Source organism: Mesorhizobium sp. BR1-1-2 (genome assembly GCF_020165435.1).
Lineage (GTDB): Bacteria > Pseudomonadota > Alphaproteobacteria > Rhizobiales > Rhizobiaceae > Mesorhizobium.
In genome coordinates this window covers 527,242-544,302 of record NZ_JAIUID010000005.1, presented here as the reverse complement: position 1 = coordinate 544,302, position 17,061 = coordinate 527,242, and the positions used below count along the sequence as shown (strand labels likewise).

The 17,061-nt window shown below is 62.7% G+C and carries 13 protein-coding genes and 1 tRNA gene; 11 read left to right on the top strand and 3 right to left on the bottom strand.

All coding sequences use genetic code 11. The features are described 5' to 3' along the window. Nucleotides 1-122: 122 nt before the first annotated feature. Both LB551_RS15090 and LB551_RS15085 read left to right on the top strand, forming a co-directional pair. Complete coding sequence (locus tag LB551_RS15090) at nucleotides 123-2,168, top strand: lytic transglycosylase domain-containing protein (protein ID WP_224659680.1); 2,046 nt, start codon at nucleotides 123-125, stop codon at nucleotides 2,166-2,168. A 177-nt stretch (nucleotides 2,169-2,345) separates the two neighbouring features. Then, on the top strand, nucleotides 2,346-3,242 hold the full coding sequence (locus tag LB551_RS15085) for an alpha/beta fold hydrolase (RefSeq protein ID WP_140549349.1): 897 nt from the start codon (nucleotides 2,346-2,348) through the stop codon (nucleotides 3,240-3,242). A 133-nt stretch (nucleotides 3,243-3,375) separates the two neighbouring features. Here the strand turns inward: LB551_RS15085 and LB551_RS15080 are convergent, their stop codons facing one another. Further along, nucleotides 3,376-4,443, bottom strand: coding sequence for a tyrosine-type recombinase/integrase (locus LB551_RS15080; RefSeq protein WP_224659679.1), 1,068 nt, complete (start codon nucleotides 4,441-4,443; stop codon nucleotides 3,376-3,378). A gap of 242 nt (nucleotides 4,444-4,685) precedes the next feature. Continuing rightward, the gene (locus tag LB551_RS15075; protein ID WP_224659678.1) at nucleotides 4,686-5,825 is read right to left on the bottom strand and encodes a porin; all 1,140 of its coding nucleotides are present in this window, start codon (nucleotides 5,823-5,825) and stop codon (nucleotides 4,686-4,688) included. Between the two features lie 470 nt (nucleotides 5,826-6,295). On the opposite strand from LB551_RS15075, the gene LB551_RS15070 reads away from it, so the two are divergent. From LB551_RS15070 to LB551_RS15060, 3 genes are all read left to right on the top strand, one after another. Further along, nucleotides 6,296-6,386, top strand: a tRNA-Ser gene (locus LB551_RS15070). A 540-nt stretch (nucleotides 6,387-6,926) separates the two neighbouring features. Then, nucleotides 6,927-8,075: a porin gene (locus LB551_RS15065; RefSeq protein ID WP_224659677.1), complete on the top strand. Its 1,149-nt coding sequence runs from the start codon at nucleotides 6,927-6,929 to the stop codon at nucleotides 8,073-8,075. Nucleotides 8,076-8,291: 216 nt separating this feature from the next. Further along, a complete protein-coding gene (locus LB551_RS15060) occupies nucleotides 8,292-9,404 on the top strand; it encodes a pyridoxal phosphate-dependent aminotransferase (protein ID WP_224659676.1) in 1,113 nt (370 codons plus the stop codon). Between the two features lie 36 nt (nucleotides 9,405-9,440). Here the strand turns inward: LB551_RS15060 and LB551_RS15055 are convergent, their stop codons facing one another. Further along, nucleotides 9,441-10,442 carry a bifunctional helix-turn-helix transcriptional regulator/GNAT family N-acetyltransferase gene (locus LB551_RS15055; protein WP_224659675.1) on the bottom strand — a complete coding sequence of 334 codons (1,002 nt, stop codon included), beginning with the start codon at nucleotides 10,440-10,442 and terminating at the stop codon, nucleotides 9,441-9,443. 159 nt (nucleotides 10,443-10,601) lie between these two features. Here LB551_RS15055 and LB551_RS15050 point away from each other — a divergent pair, with 159 nt between their 5' ends. The 6 genes from LB551_RS15050 to LB551_RS15025 all read left to right on the top strand — a co-directional run bounded on the left by LB551_RS15050 (nucleotide 10,602) and on the right by LB551_RS15025 (nucleotide 16,950). Then, a complete protein-coding gene (locus LB551_RS15050; protein ID WP_224659674.1) occupies nucleotides 10,602-10,886 on the top strand; it encodes an acylphosphatase in 285 nt (94 codons plus the stop codon). A 69-nt stretch (nucleotides 10,887-10,955) separates the two neighbouring features. Next, a complete protein-coding gene (locus tag LB551_RS15045; protein ID WP_224659673.1) occupies nucleotides 10,956-11,606 on the top strand; it encodes a TetR/AcrR family transcriptional regulator in 651 nt (216 codons plus the stop codon). A gap of 63 nt (nucleotides 11,607-11,669) precedes the next feature. Next, entirely contained in the window at nucleotides 11,670-12,833 is a 1,164-nt protein-coding gene (locus LB551_RS15040; protein ID WP_224659672.1) for an isovaleryl-CoA dehydrogenase, read from the top strand. 1 nt (nucleotide 12,834) lies between these two features. Then, nucleotides 12,835-14,442: a carboxyl transferase domain-containing protein gene (locus tag LB551_RS15035; RefSeq protein WP_224659671.1), complete on the top strand. Its 1,608-nt coding sequence runs from the start codon at nucleotides 12,835-12,837 to the stop codon at nucleotides 14,440-14,442. A 1-nt stretch (nucleotide 14,443) separates the two neighbouring features. After that, nucleotides 14,444-15,007 (top strand): O-acetyl-ADP-ribose deacetylase, encoded by a 564-nt coding sequence (locus LB551_RS15030; protein WP_224659670.1) that lies wholly within the window; start codon nucleotides 14,444-14,446, stop codon nucleotides 15,005-15,007. Continuing rightward, entirely contained in the window at nucleotides 14,989-16,950 is a 1,962-nt protein-coding gene (locus tag LB551_RS15025; protein ID WP_224659669.1) for an acetyl/propionyl/methylcrotonyl-CoA carboxylase subunit alpha, read from the top strand. Before LB551_RS15030 ends, LB551_RS15025 begins: the two co-directional genes overlap by 19 nt. The last annotated feature ends 111 nt before the right edge of the window (nucleotides 16,951-17,061 follow it).

Here is a 17,061-nt window from a genome sequence, read left to right as displayed (position 1 = left end):
AGCAAACGCAATTCGAACGGCCTCGATAACCTTTTGTTAACTGGCCCTTCATGACCTAAGCTTACGGTCTGGTCCAGGTCGCGAAGCTTCCGCGCCTGCTGGTGATGTGTAAAGGCTGAACGATGCCGACTAGGCGGCCTCATCTTTTCGCGCTCCTGGGCGCGGTCGTCGCGCTGATGCCGGAGATGGCGATCGGCGGCAGCGTCGACGTGCAGTTGACATCGGCCATTCCGATGCCCGGCATGCAAGGCTCGCAAGATGCGGGTCCAGGCGATACCGCCCCCTCTGCCAGCATTGTACAATTGAAGAGCGGTCTGGACGCACTGGCGGCGGGCGACATTCCCGGTGCCCGCGCCGCGCGAGATGCCCTTCCCGCCCGTTCGCTCGACCAGCACATCCTTGCCTGGGCGATCGCGCTTTATGGCGGCGACAAGGTGCCGAGCGGCGACATTGCGGCCGCAGCGAAGATGTTGCCCAACTGGCCGGGGACAACCGCGCTGCGCAAGAACAGCGAACGCGCACTCTATCGCGAAAACCCCGCCCCCGACGTCGTCGTGCAAGCGTTCGACGGCAGCCAGCCGCAGACATTCGAAGGCGTCATGCTTCTTGCCCGCGCCTATGTGGCGCAGGGCAACACCAAGGCGGCGCTTTCGGTGCTGGTACCGTTCTGGCGCACCGCGATCCTGGACGCCAAGGACGAGACAGCGCTGATCAAGGAGTTCGGCGGGCTGATCCCGGCGGCCGATCACCGGTTCCGCATGGAGCGCATGTTCTACGCCGACCGGGTCGGCGCGGCGCAGCGCGTCGCCGGCCTGGCGCAAGCGCAGCAACTGGCCACCGCCTGGGCGGCGGCCGACAAGGGCGACAAGAACACCGCCAAGCTACTCAAGGCGGTACCGGCTTCACAACGTTCGGCCGGCTATTTCTTCGCGCAGGCCGAATATCTGCGCAAGCAAGACAATATTGCCGACGCCGCCGCCATTGTGATGAAGGCGCCGACGGATCGCGAAGCGCTGGTCGACCCGGATGCCTGGTGGGTGGAGCGCCGGGTACTGTCGCGCGAGCTGGTCGACAAGGGCGACATGAAAGCCGCCTACAAGATCGTCGCCATGCATGCGGCCGAAAGCACAGCGAACGCCGCCGAAGCCGAATTCCATGCCGGCTGGTACGCGCTGCGCGGCTTGAACGATCCCACGCTTGCGGCAACCCATTTTGCGCGCATTGCCGACCTTGCGCAGGGGCCGATGACATTGTCGCGCGCCTATTACTGGCTCGGCCGCGCCGCCGAAGTTGGCGGCCCGGGTAGCGCAAAGGATTATTTTGCGCGCGCGGCGGCCTACGGCACGACATTCTACGGCCAGCTCGCCGCCGAGCGCATTGGTCGCCCGGTGCTGAACATCGCCTATCCCACGCCGAGCGCCGCCGATCGCCAGAGTTTTGCCGGCCGCGAGGCCGTCGCCGCCGTCAAGCGATTGCAGGAGGCAGGCTACGACCGCTATGCCGAGACTCTCTATCGCGACCTCGCAGGACAGTTGACCAGCCCGGGCGAACTGGCGCTGCTGGCGGTGCTGGCGGAAAAGCAGGGCAACCACTTCATGTCGCTCAAGATCGGCAAGATCGCCGGCGCGCGTGGCATCGATGTCGGCGCGCTGTCGCATCCTTTGGGGGTCATCCCCGATAGCGCCGATATTTCCGGTTCGGGCAAGGCACTGGCCTATGCCATCGCCCGCCAGGAAAGCGAATTCAACATCGGCGCCATATCGAGCGCCGGCGCGCGGGGGCTGCTGCAGCTGATGCCGGCAACCGCCAAGCAACTTGCGAAGAAGGCCGGGCTGCAATTCTCGCAGGCACGCCTGACCACCGATGCCGGCTACAATGCGACGCTGGGCTCGGCCTTCCTCGGCCAGCAGCTCGACCGCTTCAACGGCTCCTATGTGCTGACCTTCGCCGGCTACAATGCAGGCCCCAACCGCGCCGCCCAATGGGTGGCGAAATACGGCGATCCGCGCGGCAAGGACATCGACGCCGTCGTCGACTGGATCGAGCGGATTCCATACACGGAAACAAGAAGTTACGTGCAGCGCGTGATGGAGAACTACGAGGTCTACAAGATGCGTATTTCCGGCAAGTACGACATTGTGGGAGATCTTGTGAACGGGCGGAGTTGACGGCTTTCGTTCCTCCTTGCGAGAGGAGTTGGCCTCGCGCGGATCCGCCCGTCTTGGCTGAGTGAAGGGCCTCGCCACCTTCGGCCCGCAAGAGGAGAAGTAACTGCCCCATTTGACCATCCCTTCCCCCGCCTGTAGCAGACGGACGATCGGGCGAGAGCAAGGGACAGCATTCCAATGGCGAGCGAACGTTTCTCCGATTTCTTCTACACCGCGCCGGATGGGCTGAAGCTGCATGCCCGGATCTATGGCGAAGCAAATTCGGGACATTGGCCAGTCGTCTGCCTGCCCGGCCTCACCCGCAATGCACGCGACTTCCATGAACTCGCGCTCTATTTGGCCGGCAAAGCCGGAAGCCCGCGCAAGGTCGTCGCCTTCGACTATCGCGGCCGCGGGCAGTCCGATTATGATCCCGATGTCAGCCGCTATACTGTCGGCGTCGAAGCCGACGACATTCTTGCCGGACTGGCGGCCTTGGGAATCGAGGAAGCCGCCTTCATCGGCACCTCGCGCGGCGGCCTGATCATTCATGTCCTGGGCGCGCTGCGGCCGGCCATATTGAAAGCGATCGTGCTGAACGATATCGGACCGGTGATCGAGCCGGCCGGCCTTGCCCTTATCCAGTCGTATCTCCAGCGCGAACCGAAGCCGAAGACCTTCGCCGAAGCAGTGGCGGCCCAGCGCCGCGTTCATGGCCGGGATTTTTCCGCGCTCACCGATGCGGACTGGGAGCGCATGGTGCTGGCGCTCTACCGCGAAACCGACCAGGGCCTGCTGCCGGATTTCGACCCGAAGCTGGTCGACACTGTTGCAAATCTCGACCTGACGCAGCCGCTACCGGCGCTGTGGCCGCAATTCGATGCGCTGTCGGCCCTTCCCATGCTCGCCATGCGCGGCGCCAATTCGAGTTTGCTGTCGGTGGACACACACAGGCAGATGCGGGAGCACCATCCGGCCATGCAGACGATCACCGTTGAAGGTCAGGGTCACGCCCCTTTCCTCGAAACCGGAACCTTGCCGGGCGACATCGCCGCTTTCCTCAACAGAGCCGAGCGGCTGCCGACTCGCCTTTAAAAACCGTTGCCCGCAAGGCAAAACGACAGCAGTGGACCGAGGGCAGGCTTCGCAGCCTGGATAGCATGCCCCAACGACCCGCGGATCGGGGACCCACGGGATTGGTCGCCTACAGCCCCTTCAAAGCGTGAACTTATCGGGACTTTGAGGCCTTCTTCATTGCCTTGGCCGTGGTCTTCACGGCAACCGGTTCGTCTGCCGCACGGCGCGCAGCGGCGCGGGGGGACGGTTCGGGCGCTGCCTTCGCGTTGTCGGCGCCGCCAGACCGGGGTACTTCCAGCACGGTGACGCAGCCGTCGAGATCGTTGGTGGCCAGATGCGCATAGCGCATGGTCATCGACAGGGTCTGGTGGCCAAGCCACATCTGCACGCGCCTGATATCGATGCCGCCCTGGACAAGCCGCGAGGCACAGGTATGGCGCAGGATGTGCGGCACCACCTGATCGTCGGCGGCCAGGCCGACTTCGGCCTTCGCGTCGTTCCAGATGGCACGGTATTGAGCCTGGCTGAATGTGGTGAACGGGCCTTTCGGCCGACGACCTTCGCCGGGAGGCAGCTTGATCACTTCCTTGACACGCTCGGTCATCGGAATGGTGCGGCTGCGGCCGGACTTGGTGATCCAGAAGGAGACGCGATGCTCCTGGATGTCGTTCCAGATCAGCCCGAGCGCCTCGCCAAGGCGGCAGCCAGTGTCGACCAGGAAGACGGAAAGCCGGTAAGCATCTTCGCTGCGGCTCCTGATGGCGGCAAACAGCCTGGCCTCTTCGTCCCTTTCAAGGAAACGAATCCGTCCCGACCGCTCCTTCTGGCGGCGGAACTCGGGCAGGCTGTGGATATCTCCCATCTTGTATGCCTTGCGCAGCAGTTTGCTGAGGGCAGCCATCTTCCGGTTGATGGTTGCGTTGCTGTTGCCGCGCTGGCGCAAGGTGCCGATAAGGTTGTCCAGGGTACTCTGGTCAAAGGCGCTGAAACGCTCCCCGAGCAGAATCTCGTCTATCTCGCCGATGAAGGAGCTGACATTGTATTTATGCCGCCCATCATCCCACAATATATCCCGATACGCTGAAAAAAGATCTCCAATCCTATGCGACTTTACTTCTCTGATCTTGTTGTAGGTGTAGTTAAACTTCGAATTCTGAGAAGAAAAAACCGCAAAATGATCAGAGGGGTCTCCCTCTTGAATCGCTTCAGTCGTCATCATTCGCCACACCCCCGAGTGGATAGGTCAACCACCTAACCCACATGGAAGCATCCTTTCAAGAGTTTTGAATCACGCAGTTGTGATTTCATCCGCCAGGCGGCGGATCCCACGAAACCACTCACGGACCCAATTCAGCTACCGTTACCCCCTGTTCCTTCTGTTTGCCTTGATCCAGTCACGAAACAAAAACAGCCCGGGCGTTGATGCGCCCGGGCTGGATTTCACCTGTATGGAGCCAGCCCTTAGAACGAGCGCTGGAAGCGGAGGATGCCGCCGATGCTGCTCTTCTTGTCGGCGCCGGTCCAGTTGGAGAAGTCGGCGTCGTCAAACTTGCCTGCATTGAGGTAGTCGACTTCGGCCGTGACCGTGAAGCCCGGGACGACGTCGTAGGCGATGTTCGCCGCGATGCCCAGGTTCTTCCAATCGTCATACGACACCTGCGCGTTGAACGAGGTCTTCTCGTTGAACTTGTAGGTACCGCCGCCCCAGACAGCCCAGTTGCCGCCCCACTGCTTGTAGAAGCCGCGGCCGCCAGCAGGGATAGCGTAGGTCGGATCGTTGAGGTTGTCGTCGGTGCCGTAGCCGCCCATGACCCACAGCGACAGTGCGTCGTTGACATTGACGTCCAGGCGAACCTTGCCGGCAACTTCTTCGTAGTTGCTGTCGTAGGCGATGACACCGGTGATGGCGCCCCAGCCCTGCGTCCACTTCAGACCGCCGACGACATGCGGAACGTAGCTGTCGATCGTCCCGACAACGCCCTGGCCTTCTTCGAGCGAGACCACGGCCGAGAAGCCGTTGCCTGCGTCGAAGTAGTACTGGACGACGTTGGTGTCAAAGTCGCCGTAAGGAACCAGCGTATCCTGGATGACGTTGCCGGCGTAGCCGATGAACGTATCGAAGGCCGATTCGTCCTTACCGACGCGGAGACCACCGAGCTGGATCCAGGCGAAGTTCAGCGAGACGTCCTTGTTGTGGGCGGTGTTGGCGAACTCGATGGCGTTGTCGTTGCCGAAGTTGAAGCGGGTCTCGGTGTAGGTCTTCAAGGTGCCGAGTTCGGTTTCCTGGCCGGTCCAGGTCTTCAGCGTGAAGCGGGTATTTTTGTGCCAGGTGTCATTTACCGAGCCGTCCTCGTGGTCCGCAGTCTTCGAACCATTGAACGTGCCGACGTCGCCCACGCCGATGTCATAACGGACATAGCCGCCGATGCGCAGGCAGGTCTCGGTGCCGGGGATGTAGAAGTAGCCAGCGCCGTAGACGTCGCAGATCTTGACGTATTCAGCGGGCTCCGGCTCGGCGACGACGACGGCGTCGGCGGCGCGCGCACCGGAAACTGCGATCAGGGCCGCAGCGGAGCCGAGAAGAAGGCTCTTGATGTTCATTTTCTGACCTCCAGTCAAAAGTTAAAAAACGGGTCTGGGTATTCTTTGCTGAAGGACAGCGTTCCCTGCCCCATCCCCACTACCGAAAAAGATGCGCACCGCGCCGCTCCTTCGAAATCGACATTACCCATGAGCAGACGGGGTTCAACCACGATCGTACAGGCGAAAGGGCTGTGCGGCTGCTATCCCCCATCGTTGTTGCACAAATGACACGATTTGGCCTCACTCAGAAAGCTCTCATTAACCTTCGACCCGCCCCAGCCCCTTGTTTACGGGCGAATCCGGCGATCGGCTGACGGAATCATGGCGAGGCCTTGAACCACCAGCCAGGGAATCGCCGCAGAACCGCCGCATCGCGGAAGGCCGCAGGCCGGTGCGTTCTTATTTTTCCGTATAATGGCTTCTTTTTCCCAGATATTGGCTGGGGCTTGTTGATTGTGCCGGCGCTTTTCTTTATCCAGCGGCGCAACGGAGAGGTGGCCGAGTGGTCGAAGGCGCTCCCCTGCTAAGGGAGTAGAGGTCAAAAGCTTCTCGTGGGTTCGAATCCCATCCTCTCCGCCATCCTGCTTCGCTCTTCGAGCTTCGCAGGACAAGTCCAGACCTCAGCGCGAAGCAGGATGCCCTCCGAAGCCTCGGCGAAGGAGGGCCGCAGGCTTAGTTTTCCTTGCAAAAGCAGGATTGGCAATACCCTCAGCGCGAAGCAGGATGCCCTCCGAAGCCTTGGCGAAGGAGGGCCGGTCGTGTGGTATGTATACCTGCTGGAAAGCAAGACTGCCGACGGTGAGCGTTATGTCGGCATCACATCCTGAGGCGACGGCTTGCCGAGCACATGACGGAAAATCCAGTCATACATCCAAGTTCCTGCCATGGCAGATCGTCACCTATGTGGCGTTCTCGAATCAAGCCAAGGCGGCTTCATTCGAGCGCTATCTCAAATCCGGCTCCGGGCACGCCTTCGCCAGCAAGCGTCTGTGGTGAACGCCCCTTCCTTTGCGAAAAATCCAGGCATTCCCGGAAAAACGTAGTAATACCAATTGCTTGCTACAAAAACATGCGTCACCAAAACGGCTGTTTCGTTCGATTCTGACTGGAGGTCAGAAAATGAACATCAAGAGCCTTCTTCTCGGCTCCGCTGCGGCCCTGATCGCAGTTTCCGGTGCGCGCGCCGCCGACGCCGTCGTCGTCGCCGAGCCGGAGCCCGCTGAATACGTCAAGATCTGCGACGTCTACGGCGCTGGCTACTTCTACATCCCCGGCACCGAGACCTGCCTGCGCGTCGGCGGCTATGTCCGTTATGACATCGGCGTGGGCGACACCGGCTCGTTCGACGGTGCGAAGGCTGCCGATCACCAGGACGGTGACGACCACAACACCTACTACAAGAACACGCGCTTTACGCTGAAGACCTGGACCGGCCAGGAAACCGAGCTCGGCACCTTGAAGACCTACACCGAGACCCGCTTCAACTTCGGTGACGACAATGCCTTCGACGAGCCGATCAATGCCGCCCACAATCGGGACGTCTCGCTGAACTTCGCCTGGATCCAGCTCGGTGGCCTGCGCGTCGGTAAGGACGAATCGGCCTTCGATACGTTCGTCGGCTACGCCGGCAACGTCATCCAGGATACGCTGGTTCCTTACGGCGACTTCGACACCAACGTCGTCCAGTACTACTTCGACGCAGGCAACGGCTTCTCGGCCGTGGTCTCGCTCGAAGAAGGCACCGGCACCGACACGATCGACAGCTATGTTCCGCATGTCGTCGGCGGCGTGAAGTATACGCAGGGCTGGGGCGCCATCACCGGCGTCGTCGCCTACGACAGCAACTACGAGGAAGTCGCCGGCAAGGTTCGCTTGGACGTCAATGTCAACGACGCACTGTCGCTGTTCATCATGGGCGGCTACGGCACCGATGACAACCTCAACGACGACGCCGGCAATTTTGTCGAAGCCCATGGTCGCGGCTTCTACAAGGCGTGGGGCGGCAACTGGGCAGTCTGGGGCGGCGGCACCTACAAGTTCAACGAGAAGACCTCGTTCAACCTTCAGGTGTCTGCTGACGACTGGAAGAACGTCGGCGTTGCGGCGAACGTTGCTTATGACGTCGTTCCCGGCTTCACCGTCACGGCCGAGGTCGACTACCTCCATGCCGGCCGGTTTGACGATGCTGGCTTCATCAACCCATCGTTTACACCTGCCGATAAGAAGAACAGCGTCGGCGGTATGCTCCGCTTCCAGCGCTCGTTCTAACAGCCATCGCTTCGTGAATATCGAAACCCGGCGGGCAACCGCCGGGTTTTTTCATTGGGGGTTTCCACTGCGCGATTCCGCAACGGACGATGATTGCTCTGGGATGCATCAGGCGTTTGGATCAGGCGGGCGGCAACGATTGCTCATTGCGCGCAACTTGCACCCGCCCACTCACCGCGCTAGCAAGAAGCCCCTTCCCTCACGCGAGCTTTTGCCATGCGTCTGCGCCCTCCCCTTATGCCGCTCGTTGCAGCGCTTCCGTCGACCGTGCCGTTTGTCGGCCCCGAAGCGCAGGAGCGCGAGCGCGGGCGTGCATTCCGCGCCCGCATCGGCGCCAATGAGAGCAGCTTTGGGCCGTCGCCGCGCGTCATCGCCCGTATGGCCGAGATCGCGCGCGACATGTGGATGTATTGCGATCCGGACAATCACGACCTGAAGGTGGCCGCGGCCGCGCATCATAGTCTGAAGGTCGAGAACATCGTGGTCGGCGAAGGCATCGATGGCCTGCTTGGTCTGGTGGCGCGCATGTATGTGGCGCCTGGCGATGCGGTGGTCACCTCGCTCGGCGCCTATCCCACCTTCAACTTCCACATTGCCGGTGTCGGCGGGCGGCTTGTCACCGTGCCCTATGCGAACGACCACGAGGATCTGGAAGGGCTGCTGGTTGCGGCCGCCAGGGAGAAAGCGCCGCTGGTCTATCTGTCCAATCCGGACAACCCCATGGGGAGCTGGTGGGAAGCGGCCGAACTGACGCGCTTCATCGAAGCGCTGCCGGAAACCACCATGCTCGTGCTCGATGAAGCCTATGGAGAATTGGGGCCAGCCTCCGCACTGCCGCCCATCGACGTCTCGCGGCCGAATGTCATTCGTATGCGCACCTTTTCGAAAGCTTACGGGCTTGCCGGCATACGCTGCGGCTATGCGGTCGCCGAGGCCCAGGTGATCAGCGATTTCGAGAAGATCCGCAATCACTACGGCGTCAGCCGCATGGCGCAGGTCGCGGGCGTCGAGGCGCTCGCCGACCAGGATTATCTGGATTCAGTGGTGGCGCGGGTGTCGGCGGGGCGCCGGCGCATCGCGCAGATAGCCGAACAGAACGGGCTGACGCCGCTGCCGTCGGCGACCAATTTCGTTACCATCGATTGCGGCCGCGACGGCGCTTTCGCGCTGAAGATCCTGCAAGGCCTGTTGTCGCGCGACGTCTTCATCCGCAAGCCGATGGCGCCGGGGCTCGATCGTTGCATCCGCGTCAGCGTCGGACTGGACCGCGAGCTCGACATTTTTGCCGAGGAACTGCCCGGCGCACTGGCCGCCGCCCGTGGAAACTGAACGAGTGTTGCCATCGCGGCGACACTTGCCGGCCCGTCAGAGATCGAGTTCCCAGTTCTGGCCGGTCAGTTCCTTGCCGAAACTGTGATGGCGCTCCTGTGAAACCAGTCTGAACCCGGCGCGCTCATAAATCGCGCGGGCGGCGACGAGAATGTCATTCGTCCACAGAACGAGCTTGATGTAGCCGCAGGCACGCGCCTGGTTCACGCATTCCGCGACCAGCCGTTTGCCGATACCCAAACCGCGCGCCGCCGCCTCGACATGCAGCAGCCGCAGCTTCGCGACCTCGTCGTCCTGGTGAACCAGAAACACCGCGCCGAGCGGCAGGCCGGCGCGTTCGGCGATCCAGCAGAAATCGCGCCCTGGCTTGAAATTGCGGATGAAGTCGGCCCCGATTTCGGCGACCAAGGCTTCGAACTCGATGTTCCAGCCATATTCCTCGGCGTAGAGCTGGGCCTGACGCTGCACCACCCAGCCAATGTCACCGACGCGATGCGGACGCAACGTCACCGCCGGGGCGGCCGCCTCGCCTTCAGCCGCCGGATCGCCCAGCAGCTCCGCCGCCTTGCGCAAGGCGTCGCCGAGTTCGGCCAAGCGGTGGTCGGGCAGGTTCTCGATGAGCCGTGAGGTGTCGCGGTCCGCCGCGGCCTGCAGACCGGCAAGGGCGGCCTGCCCCCTTGCCGTCAGCGACAGGATACGCCTTCGCCGGTCGACCGGATCGGTCCGGGTCTCGGTCAGGCCTTCGCTAGCGAATTTTCGCAGGATCCGCGTCAGGTAGGCCGCGTCGAGACGCAGTTGTTTGGCGATGTCGGAAGCGGCCGGGCCGACATCAATGTCAAATGCTTCCGAAAGGAAGCCTCGCTCGCCGGCGATTTCCGCCGCCGGGCGATCCCGGTGGCCAAGCTCGAACAGGACACGCGCCTCGGTGAGCGTGAACGAGCTCTGCGTCAAGGTCTCGTCGAGAAGGCCGACGGTGCGGGTGTAGAAACGGTTGAAGTGCCTGATATCGGCCACCAAAGCGCTGCGTTGGTCCAGCATCTGCGTTCAGCCCTAGATTGTGACGGCCCACAGTGTGAGAAATTTAGTGGACTGAGTCAACTAAATCAGTTTTGACGCGGCCCTCCTTCTCATTCGACCGGCCTGTTGCATTCCCCCTCGCCTGCGCCAGATTCTGCAGACAAGCCTCAGGAGAGACACATGGCTGACGATCGCAAGGCAGTGCGTGTGCAGGCCCGCGGCAAGGTGCAAGGCGTCGGCTACAGGATCTGGGTCCGGAGCCAGGCTGCCAGCCTTGGGCTTGCAGGCTGGGTGCGCAATGAAGCGGACGGCTCGGTGACCGCCGAAATTGTCGGGACAGGCGCGGCCGTCTCGACCATGATCGAACGATTTTGGAAAGGACCGCCGGGAGCATCGGTCTCCCGCGTTGACGTTGAAGATGCGGCGTCCGGCAATCTCCCTACCGGCTTCCGGATCGACGCGTGACGCGGGGTTCGGCATAGCTCTTGAATTAATTGAACGTTCGTTTTATTAATTCATGTCGAGGAGGCTCATTTGGCGCGCACTACCGGATCCGATGGCGGGAAGACCGAGGCGGCAGCCCGCGAGGCTGCGGTCAACCTGATCGCGCGGCTCGGCTATGAGGCGATGTCGATGCGCCAGCTGGCGGCCGAAGTCGGCGTGCAGGCGGCCGCGCTCTATCGCTATTTCCCGACCAAGGAGGATTTGCTGTTCACGCTGATGCGCGAGCATATGGAGGAGCTGATCGCAGCCTGGAACGCCGCACGGCCCACCGATGCCGATCCGGCAAGCCGGCTTTCGGCCTATGTCGAGAACCACATCGCCTTCCACATCGCCCGCCGCCATGCGACGCATGTTTCGAACATGGAACTGCGCAGCCTGTCGCCCGAAAGGCTGACGCAGATACTGCGGATGCGCACGGCCTATGAGAAGGAACTGCGCGCCATTCTGCGTGACGGCGCCGAAGCAGGTGTGTTCAGCGTCGAAGACACCGGCCTCACCGCCATGGCGCTGATCCAGATGATGACCGGCGTCATCGTCTGGTTCAGGCCGGGCGAGCGGCTGTCGATCGCTGAAGTCACAGCGATATATCTTTCGATGACAATGCGGCTCGTCGGCGCGAGGACCGACGCCTACAGCGCCGCGCGTCCGTTTGGACGCGCAAAGGATGCTGTAGCATTTTGATTTTCGCGCATGGCCTTTCCGAAATCCAAGGCGATTTCGGGGTCATGCGGCAGGAGGAACCCGATGTACACGAACACGCTCAGCTTCGGGCATGACGAGGATATCGAGGCGTTGCGCGACCTGGTGCGGCGCTTCGCCCAGGACAGGATCGCGCCGATCGCGGCGGAAATCGACCGCTCGAACGAATTCCCGGCGCATCTCTGGGCGGAACTCGGCAATCTCGGGCTCCTCGGCATCACCGCCGATCCCGAGTTCGGCGGCAGTGGCATGGGCTATCTCGCCCACGTGATCGCCGTCGAGGAGATCTCAAGGGCCTCGGCCTCGGTCGGCCTGTCCTACGGCGCTCATTCCAATCTCTGCGTCAACCAGATCAACCGCTGGGCGACGCCGGCGCAGAAGGAGAAATTCCTGCCGCCGCTTTGCTCGGGCGAGCGCGTCGGCGCGCTGGCCATGTCGGAGCCCGGCGCCGGCTCCGACGTCGTCTCGCTCAAGCTGCGCGCCGAAAAGCGCAACGACCGGTACGTGCTCAACGGCACCAAGATGTGGATCACCAACGGCCCGGACGCCGAGACGCTGGTGGTCTATGCCAAGACCGATCCGGAGCGCCATGCGCGCGGCATCACCGCCTTCATCGTCGAAAAGGCTTTTGCCGGATTTTCGGTTGCGCAAAAGCTCGACAAGCTCGGTATGCGCGGCTCCAACACCGGCGAACTGGTTTTCGACAATGTGGAGGTGCCGTTCGACAACGTGCTGCACGAGGAAGGGCGCGGCGTCGAGGTTCTGATGTCTGGTCTCGACTACGAGCGCACGGTGCTGGCCGGTGGCCCGATCGGCCTGATGGCCGCCTGTCTCGACGTCGCGGTGCCCTATGTGCATGAGCGCAAGCAGTTCGGCCAGGCGATCGGGGAATTCCAGCTGGTGCAGGGCAAACTCGCCGACATGTACACGACGATGAACGCCGCGCGCGCCTATGTCTACGCGGTCGCCGCCGCCTGCGACCGCGACCAGGCCAGTCGCAAGGATGCCGCAGGCTGCGTTCTTTTTGCCGCCGAAAAAGCAACGCAGATGACGCTTGACGCGCTCCAGCTTCTGGGCGGCAACGGATACATCAACGACTATCCGACTGGCCGGCTGCTACGCGACGCCAAACTCTATGAAATCGGTGCCGGCACCAGCGAAATCCGGCGATGGCTGATCGGCCGCGAGATCATGGCGGAGGGGGTATAGCATGGCTGTCCTCCAGACCCAGATCTCCCCTTCCTCCGATACCTTCCACACCAATGCCGAACGCATGCGGGCGCTGGTCGCCGATATCGCGGAAAAGGGTGCGAGCGTCGAGCGCGGTGGCTCGGAGGAGGCGCGCGAGCGGCACGTCGCGCGCGGCAAGCTGCTGCCGCGCGAGCGGCTGGCGCAATTGCTCGACACCGGCTCGCTCTTCCTCGAGATCGGCCAGTTCGCCGCGTGGTCGATGTATGGCGAGGACATTCCGTCCGCCGGCATCATCGCCGGTATCGGCCGCGTCGAAGGCACGGAAGTGATGGTCGTCGTCAACGATGCCACGGTGAAGGGCGGCACCTATTACCCGCTGACGGTGAAGAAGCATCTGCGGGCGCAGGAGATCGCGCTGCAGAACAATCTGCCTTGCGTCTACCTGGTCGACAGCGGCGGCGCCAACCTGCCCAACCAGGACGAGGTGTTTCCCGACCGCGAGCATTTCGGGCGCATATTCTACAACCAGGCCAACCTGTCCGCCTCAGGCATCCCGCAGATCGCCTGCGTCATGGGGTCGTGCACGGCGGGCGGCGCCTATGTGCCGGCAATGTCGGACGAGACGATCATGGTGCGCAACCAGGCGACCATCTTCCTCGGCGGCCCCCCGCTGGTGAAGGCCGCCACCGGCGAGGATGTCAGCGCCGAGGATCTCGGCGGCGCCGACGTCCATACACGGCTCTCCGGTGTCGCCGATCACTACGCGCTCGACGATGAACATGCGCTGGCCATCTGCCGGCGCATCGTCAAGAACCTCAATCGGAACAAGAACGTAAGCCTTGCCGTGCGGAAACCGATTCCGCCGCTTCATCCGGCAGATGAGGTCTACGGCATCGTGCCGACGGATCTGCGCCAGCCCTATGACGTGCGCGAGGTAATCGCGCGCCTCGTCGACGGTTCGGAGTTCGATGAGTTCAAGCAGAATTACGGCACCACGCTCGTCACCGGCTTTGCCCATCTTCACGGCATGCCGGTCGGCATCATCGCCAACAATGGCGTGCTGTTTTCCGAAAGCGCGCTGAAGGGCGCTCATTTCATCGAGCTGTGCTGCCAGCGCAAGATTCCGCTGGTCTTCCTGCAGAACATCACCGGCTTCATGGTTGGGCGCAAATATGAGGCAGGCGGCATCGCCAAGGACGGCGCCAAGCTGGTGATGGCAGTCGCCACCGCCCGCGTGCCCAAGGTCACCGTGATCATCGGCGGCTCGTTCGGCGCCGGCAATTACGGCATGTGCGGGCGCGCCTACTCGCCCCGCTTCCTGTGGATGTGGCCGAACGCCCGCATTTCGGTGATGGGCGGCGAGCAGGCGGCGACGGTGCTGGCCATGGTCAAGCGCGAGGGGATCGAGCGCAAGGGCGGCGAATGGAGCGCCGAGGAAGAAGCGAAGTTCAGGAAGCCGATCCTGATGAAATACGAGCATGAAGGCCACCCGCTCTATTCCTCGGCAAGGCTATGGGACGACGGCATCATCGATCCGGCAAGGACGCGCGAGGTGCTGGCGCTCAGCCTCTCCGCCGCGCTCAACGCGGAGATCGAGGAAACGCGCTTCGGCGTGTTCAGGATGTGAGATGGGCGAGGTGCAGGACAGGATCCGCATTCACGTCGGCGACATTACCAAGCTGGATGTCGACGCCATCGTCAATGCGGCCAATTCCTCGCTGCTCGGCGGGGGCGGGGTCGACGGCGCCATTCACCGGGCGGCGGGGCCGGAACTCCTCGCCGAATGCCGCACGCTCAACGGCTGCAAGACCGGCGATGCAAAGCTGACGAGGGGCTATCGGCTGCCGGCCCGCTACATCGTCCATGCGGTCGGTCCGGTCTGGCAGGGCGGCGGCGAGGGCGAGGCGGAGTTGCTCGCCTCCTGCTATCGGCGCTCGCTCGAAATCGCCGTCGAGAAGGAATGCCGCTCGGTCGCCTTTCCGGCGATCTCGACGGGCATCTACCGCTATCCGAGGGATGAGGCGGCAGCAATCGCTGTCGGCGCCGTAAACAGCTTCTTGAGCGGAAATACGACGCCGCAGACCGTCATCTTCTGCTGCTTCGACGAACAAATAGCCGAACTATACCGTGAGGCCGTTGCATCCTCGAGGCAAACGCAGGCCACGGAGGCTCCATGTTCACAAAGATCCTGATTGCCAATCGGGGCGAGATCGCATGCCGGGTGATCCGCACGGCGCGCAGGATGGGGGTACGCACCGTCGCCGTCTATTCCGATGCAGATGCGAAATCCCTGCATGTCGAGATGGCAGACGAGGCGGTGCATATCGGTGCCTCGCCTGTCAGCGACAGCTATCTGCGCGGCGACAGGATCGTCGCGGCTGCCTTGGCGACAGGCTCGCAGGCCGTTCATCCCGGCTATGGCTTCCTGTCGGAAAATCCTGATTTCGTCGACCAGGTGGTGGCCGCGGGGCTGACCTTCATCGGCCCGTCGGCGGCCTCTATCCGCGCCATGGGGCTGAAGGATGCCGCCAAGCGTCTGATGGAAAAGGCCGGCGTGCCCGTCGTGCCGGGCTACCATGGCGAGGCGCAGGAGATCGTGATCCTGGCCTCCAAGGCACGCGAAATCGGCTACCCCGTGCTGATCAAGGCGCGCGCCGGCGGCGGCGGCAAGGGCATGCGCCGGGTCGAGCACCCCGATGAGTTCTCCGAAGCGCTGTCCAGCGCGCGACGCGAGGCGAAATCCGCTTTTGGAGACGACCGTGTGCTGGTGGAAAAATATATCGACAAGCCGCGCCACATCGAGGTGCAGGTTTTCGGCGACAATTTCGGCAATGCCGTCCATCTGTTCGAACGCGACTGCTCGGCGCAGCGACGCCATCAGAAGGTTATCGAGGAAGCCCCCGCCCCTGGCATGACGGAAGCGTTCCGCAAGGCGATGACCGAGGCGGCGGTGAAGGCCGCCAAGGCGATCAGCTACTGCGGCGCCGGCACCATCGAATTCATCGTCGATGCCTCGCAAGGCCTGAAGCCTGACCGCTTCTGGTTCATGGAGATGAACACGAGGCTGCAGGTCGAGCACCCGGTCACCGAGATGGTCACCGGCACCGATCTGGTGGAGTGGCAGTTGCGCGTCGCATCCGGCGAGAAGCTGCCGAAAACGCAAGGCGAGATAAAGCTTGCCGGTCACGCCTTCGAGGCGCGCCTCTATGCCGAGGATGCCGCAAGGGAGTTTCTGCCTGCGACCGGCACGCTGCATCATCTGAAATTTCCCGACATGGTCCCCCAAGGGGCGGCCATGCGTGTCGAAACCGGCGTGCGGGCCGGCGACGCCATTTCTCCCTATTATGATCCGATGATCGCCAAGCTGGTGGTGCATGGCAGGGACAGGCCGGCTGCGCTGGAGGCACTCGGCGTGGCGCTTACGCGAACCGAGGTCGCCGGTTCGATCGTCAATACCGCCTTCCTCGCCGCACTGGTGACCGATCCGGACTTTTCGGCGGGCGATGTCGATACCGGCCTGATAGGCCGGCATCAGCAGGCGCTGACCGAGATTGCGCCGCCGAGCGGCGAAACGGTCGCGGCCGCGGCCATTGCGGCCTCCGGGGCGGGAGTGCTGGCGCCATCGGACGATCCATGGTCGTCGCTTGCCGGCTACACGCATTTCCATGGCATGGCGCGACGGATCCGGCTGAGGTTTGGCGATGAGGATATTCTGGCAAAGGTTTCGGTAGGGCCAGACCGGCGTTCCCAGGTGTCGCTCCATGCACCCTATGACAGCGCCAATTCGCATGACCTTCGCGCCGTTCCTCGCCTTGCCCGCTGGCCAGGCCACATCACGATATTCGAAGGCGCGATCGGCTATACCTTCGCGGTACCGGACCCGTTGGCCAGAAGCGATGATATGGCGGCGGCGTCAGGCAGCTTGCGCGCGCCGATGCCGGGACTGGTCAAGCTGGTGCGGGCGACAAAGGGCGATACGGTGATGAAGGGGCAACCGTTGCTTATTCTCGAGGCGATGAAGATGGAGCATACCATCGCCGCGCCGCATGATGGCATGATCGCCGAGATCGCCACCGAAGGCGCGCAGGTTACCGACGGCACCGTGCTGGTGCGGTTCGAGGATATGCAAGGCTGACAGCCTCGCTGCCGCACGACAAATCGCGATGTTTGGCAGGACAGAAGGGGCGCGACCTCCGTTATATGTCCAAGGCAAACATGAAAATGGCCGGGACGAACCCGGCCATTT

Coding starts and splice junctions, on each gene's coding strand:
- LB551_RS15080 (WP_224659679.1), bottom strand. CDS start 4,443: ATGATGACGACTGAAGCGATTCAAGAGGGAGACCCCTCTGATCATTTT.
- LB551_RS15075 (WP_224659678.1), bottom strand. CDS start 5,825: ATGAACATCAAGAGCCTTCTTCTCGGCTCCGCTGCGGCCCTGATCGCA.
- LB551_RS15085 (WP_140549349.1), top strand. CDS start 2,346: ATGGCGAGCGAACGTTTCTCCGATTTCTTCTACACCGCGCCGGATGGG.
- LB551_RS15040 (WP_224659672.1), top strand. CDS start 11,670: ATGTACACGAACACGCTCAGCTTCGGGCATGACGAGGATATCGAGGCG.
- LB551_RS15025 (WP_224659669.1), top strand. CDS start 14,989: ATGTTCACAAAGATCCTGATTGCCAATCGGGGCGAGATCGCATGCCGG.
- LB551_RS15035 (WP_224659671.1), top strand. CDS start 12,835: ATGGCTGTCCTCCAGACCCAGATCTCCCCTTCCTCCGATACCTTCCAC.
- LB551_RS15065 (WP_224659677.1), top strand. CDS start 6,927: ATGAACATCAAGAGCCTTCTTCTCGGCTCCGCTGCGGCCCTGATCGCA.
- LB551_RS15030 (WP_224659670.1), top strand. CDS start 14,444: ATGGGCGAGGTGCAGGACAGGATCCGCATTCACGTCGGCGACATTACC.
- LB551_RS15055 (WP_224659675.1), bottom strand. CDS start 10,442: ATGCTGGACCAACGCAGCGCTTTGGTGGCCGATATCAGGCACTTCAAC.
- LB551_RS15050 (WP_224659674.1), top strand. CDS start 10,602: ATGGCTGACGATCGCAAGGCAGTGCGTGTGCAGGCCCGCGGCAAGGTG.
- LB551_RS15090 (WP_224659680.1), top strand. CDS start 123: ATGCCGACTAGGCGGCCTCATCTTTTCGCGCTCCTGGGCGCGGTCGTC.
- LB551_RS15060 (WP_224659676.1), top strand. CDS start 8,292: ATGCGTCTGCGCCCTCCCCTTATGCCGCTCGTTGCAGCGCTTCCGTCG.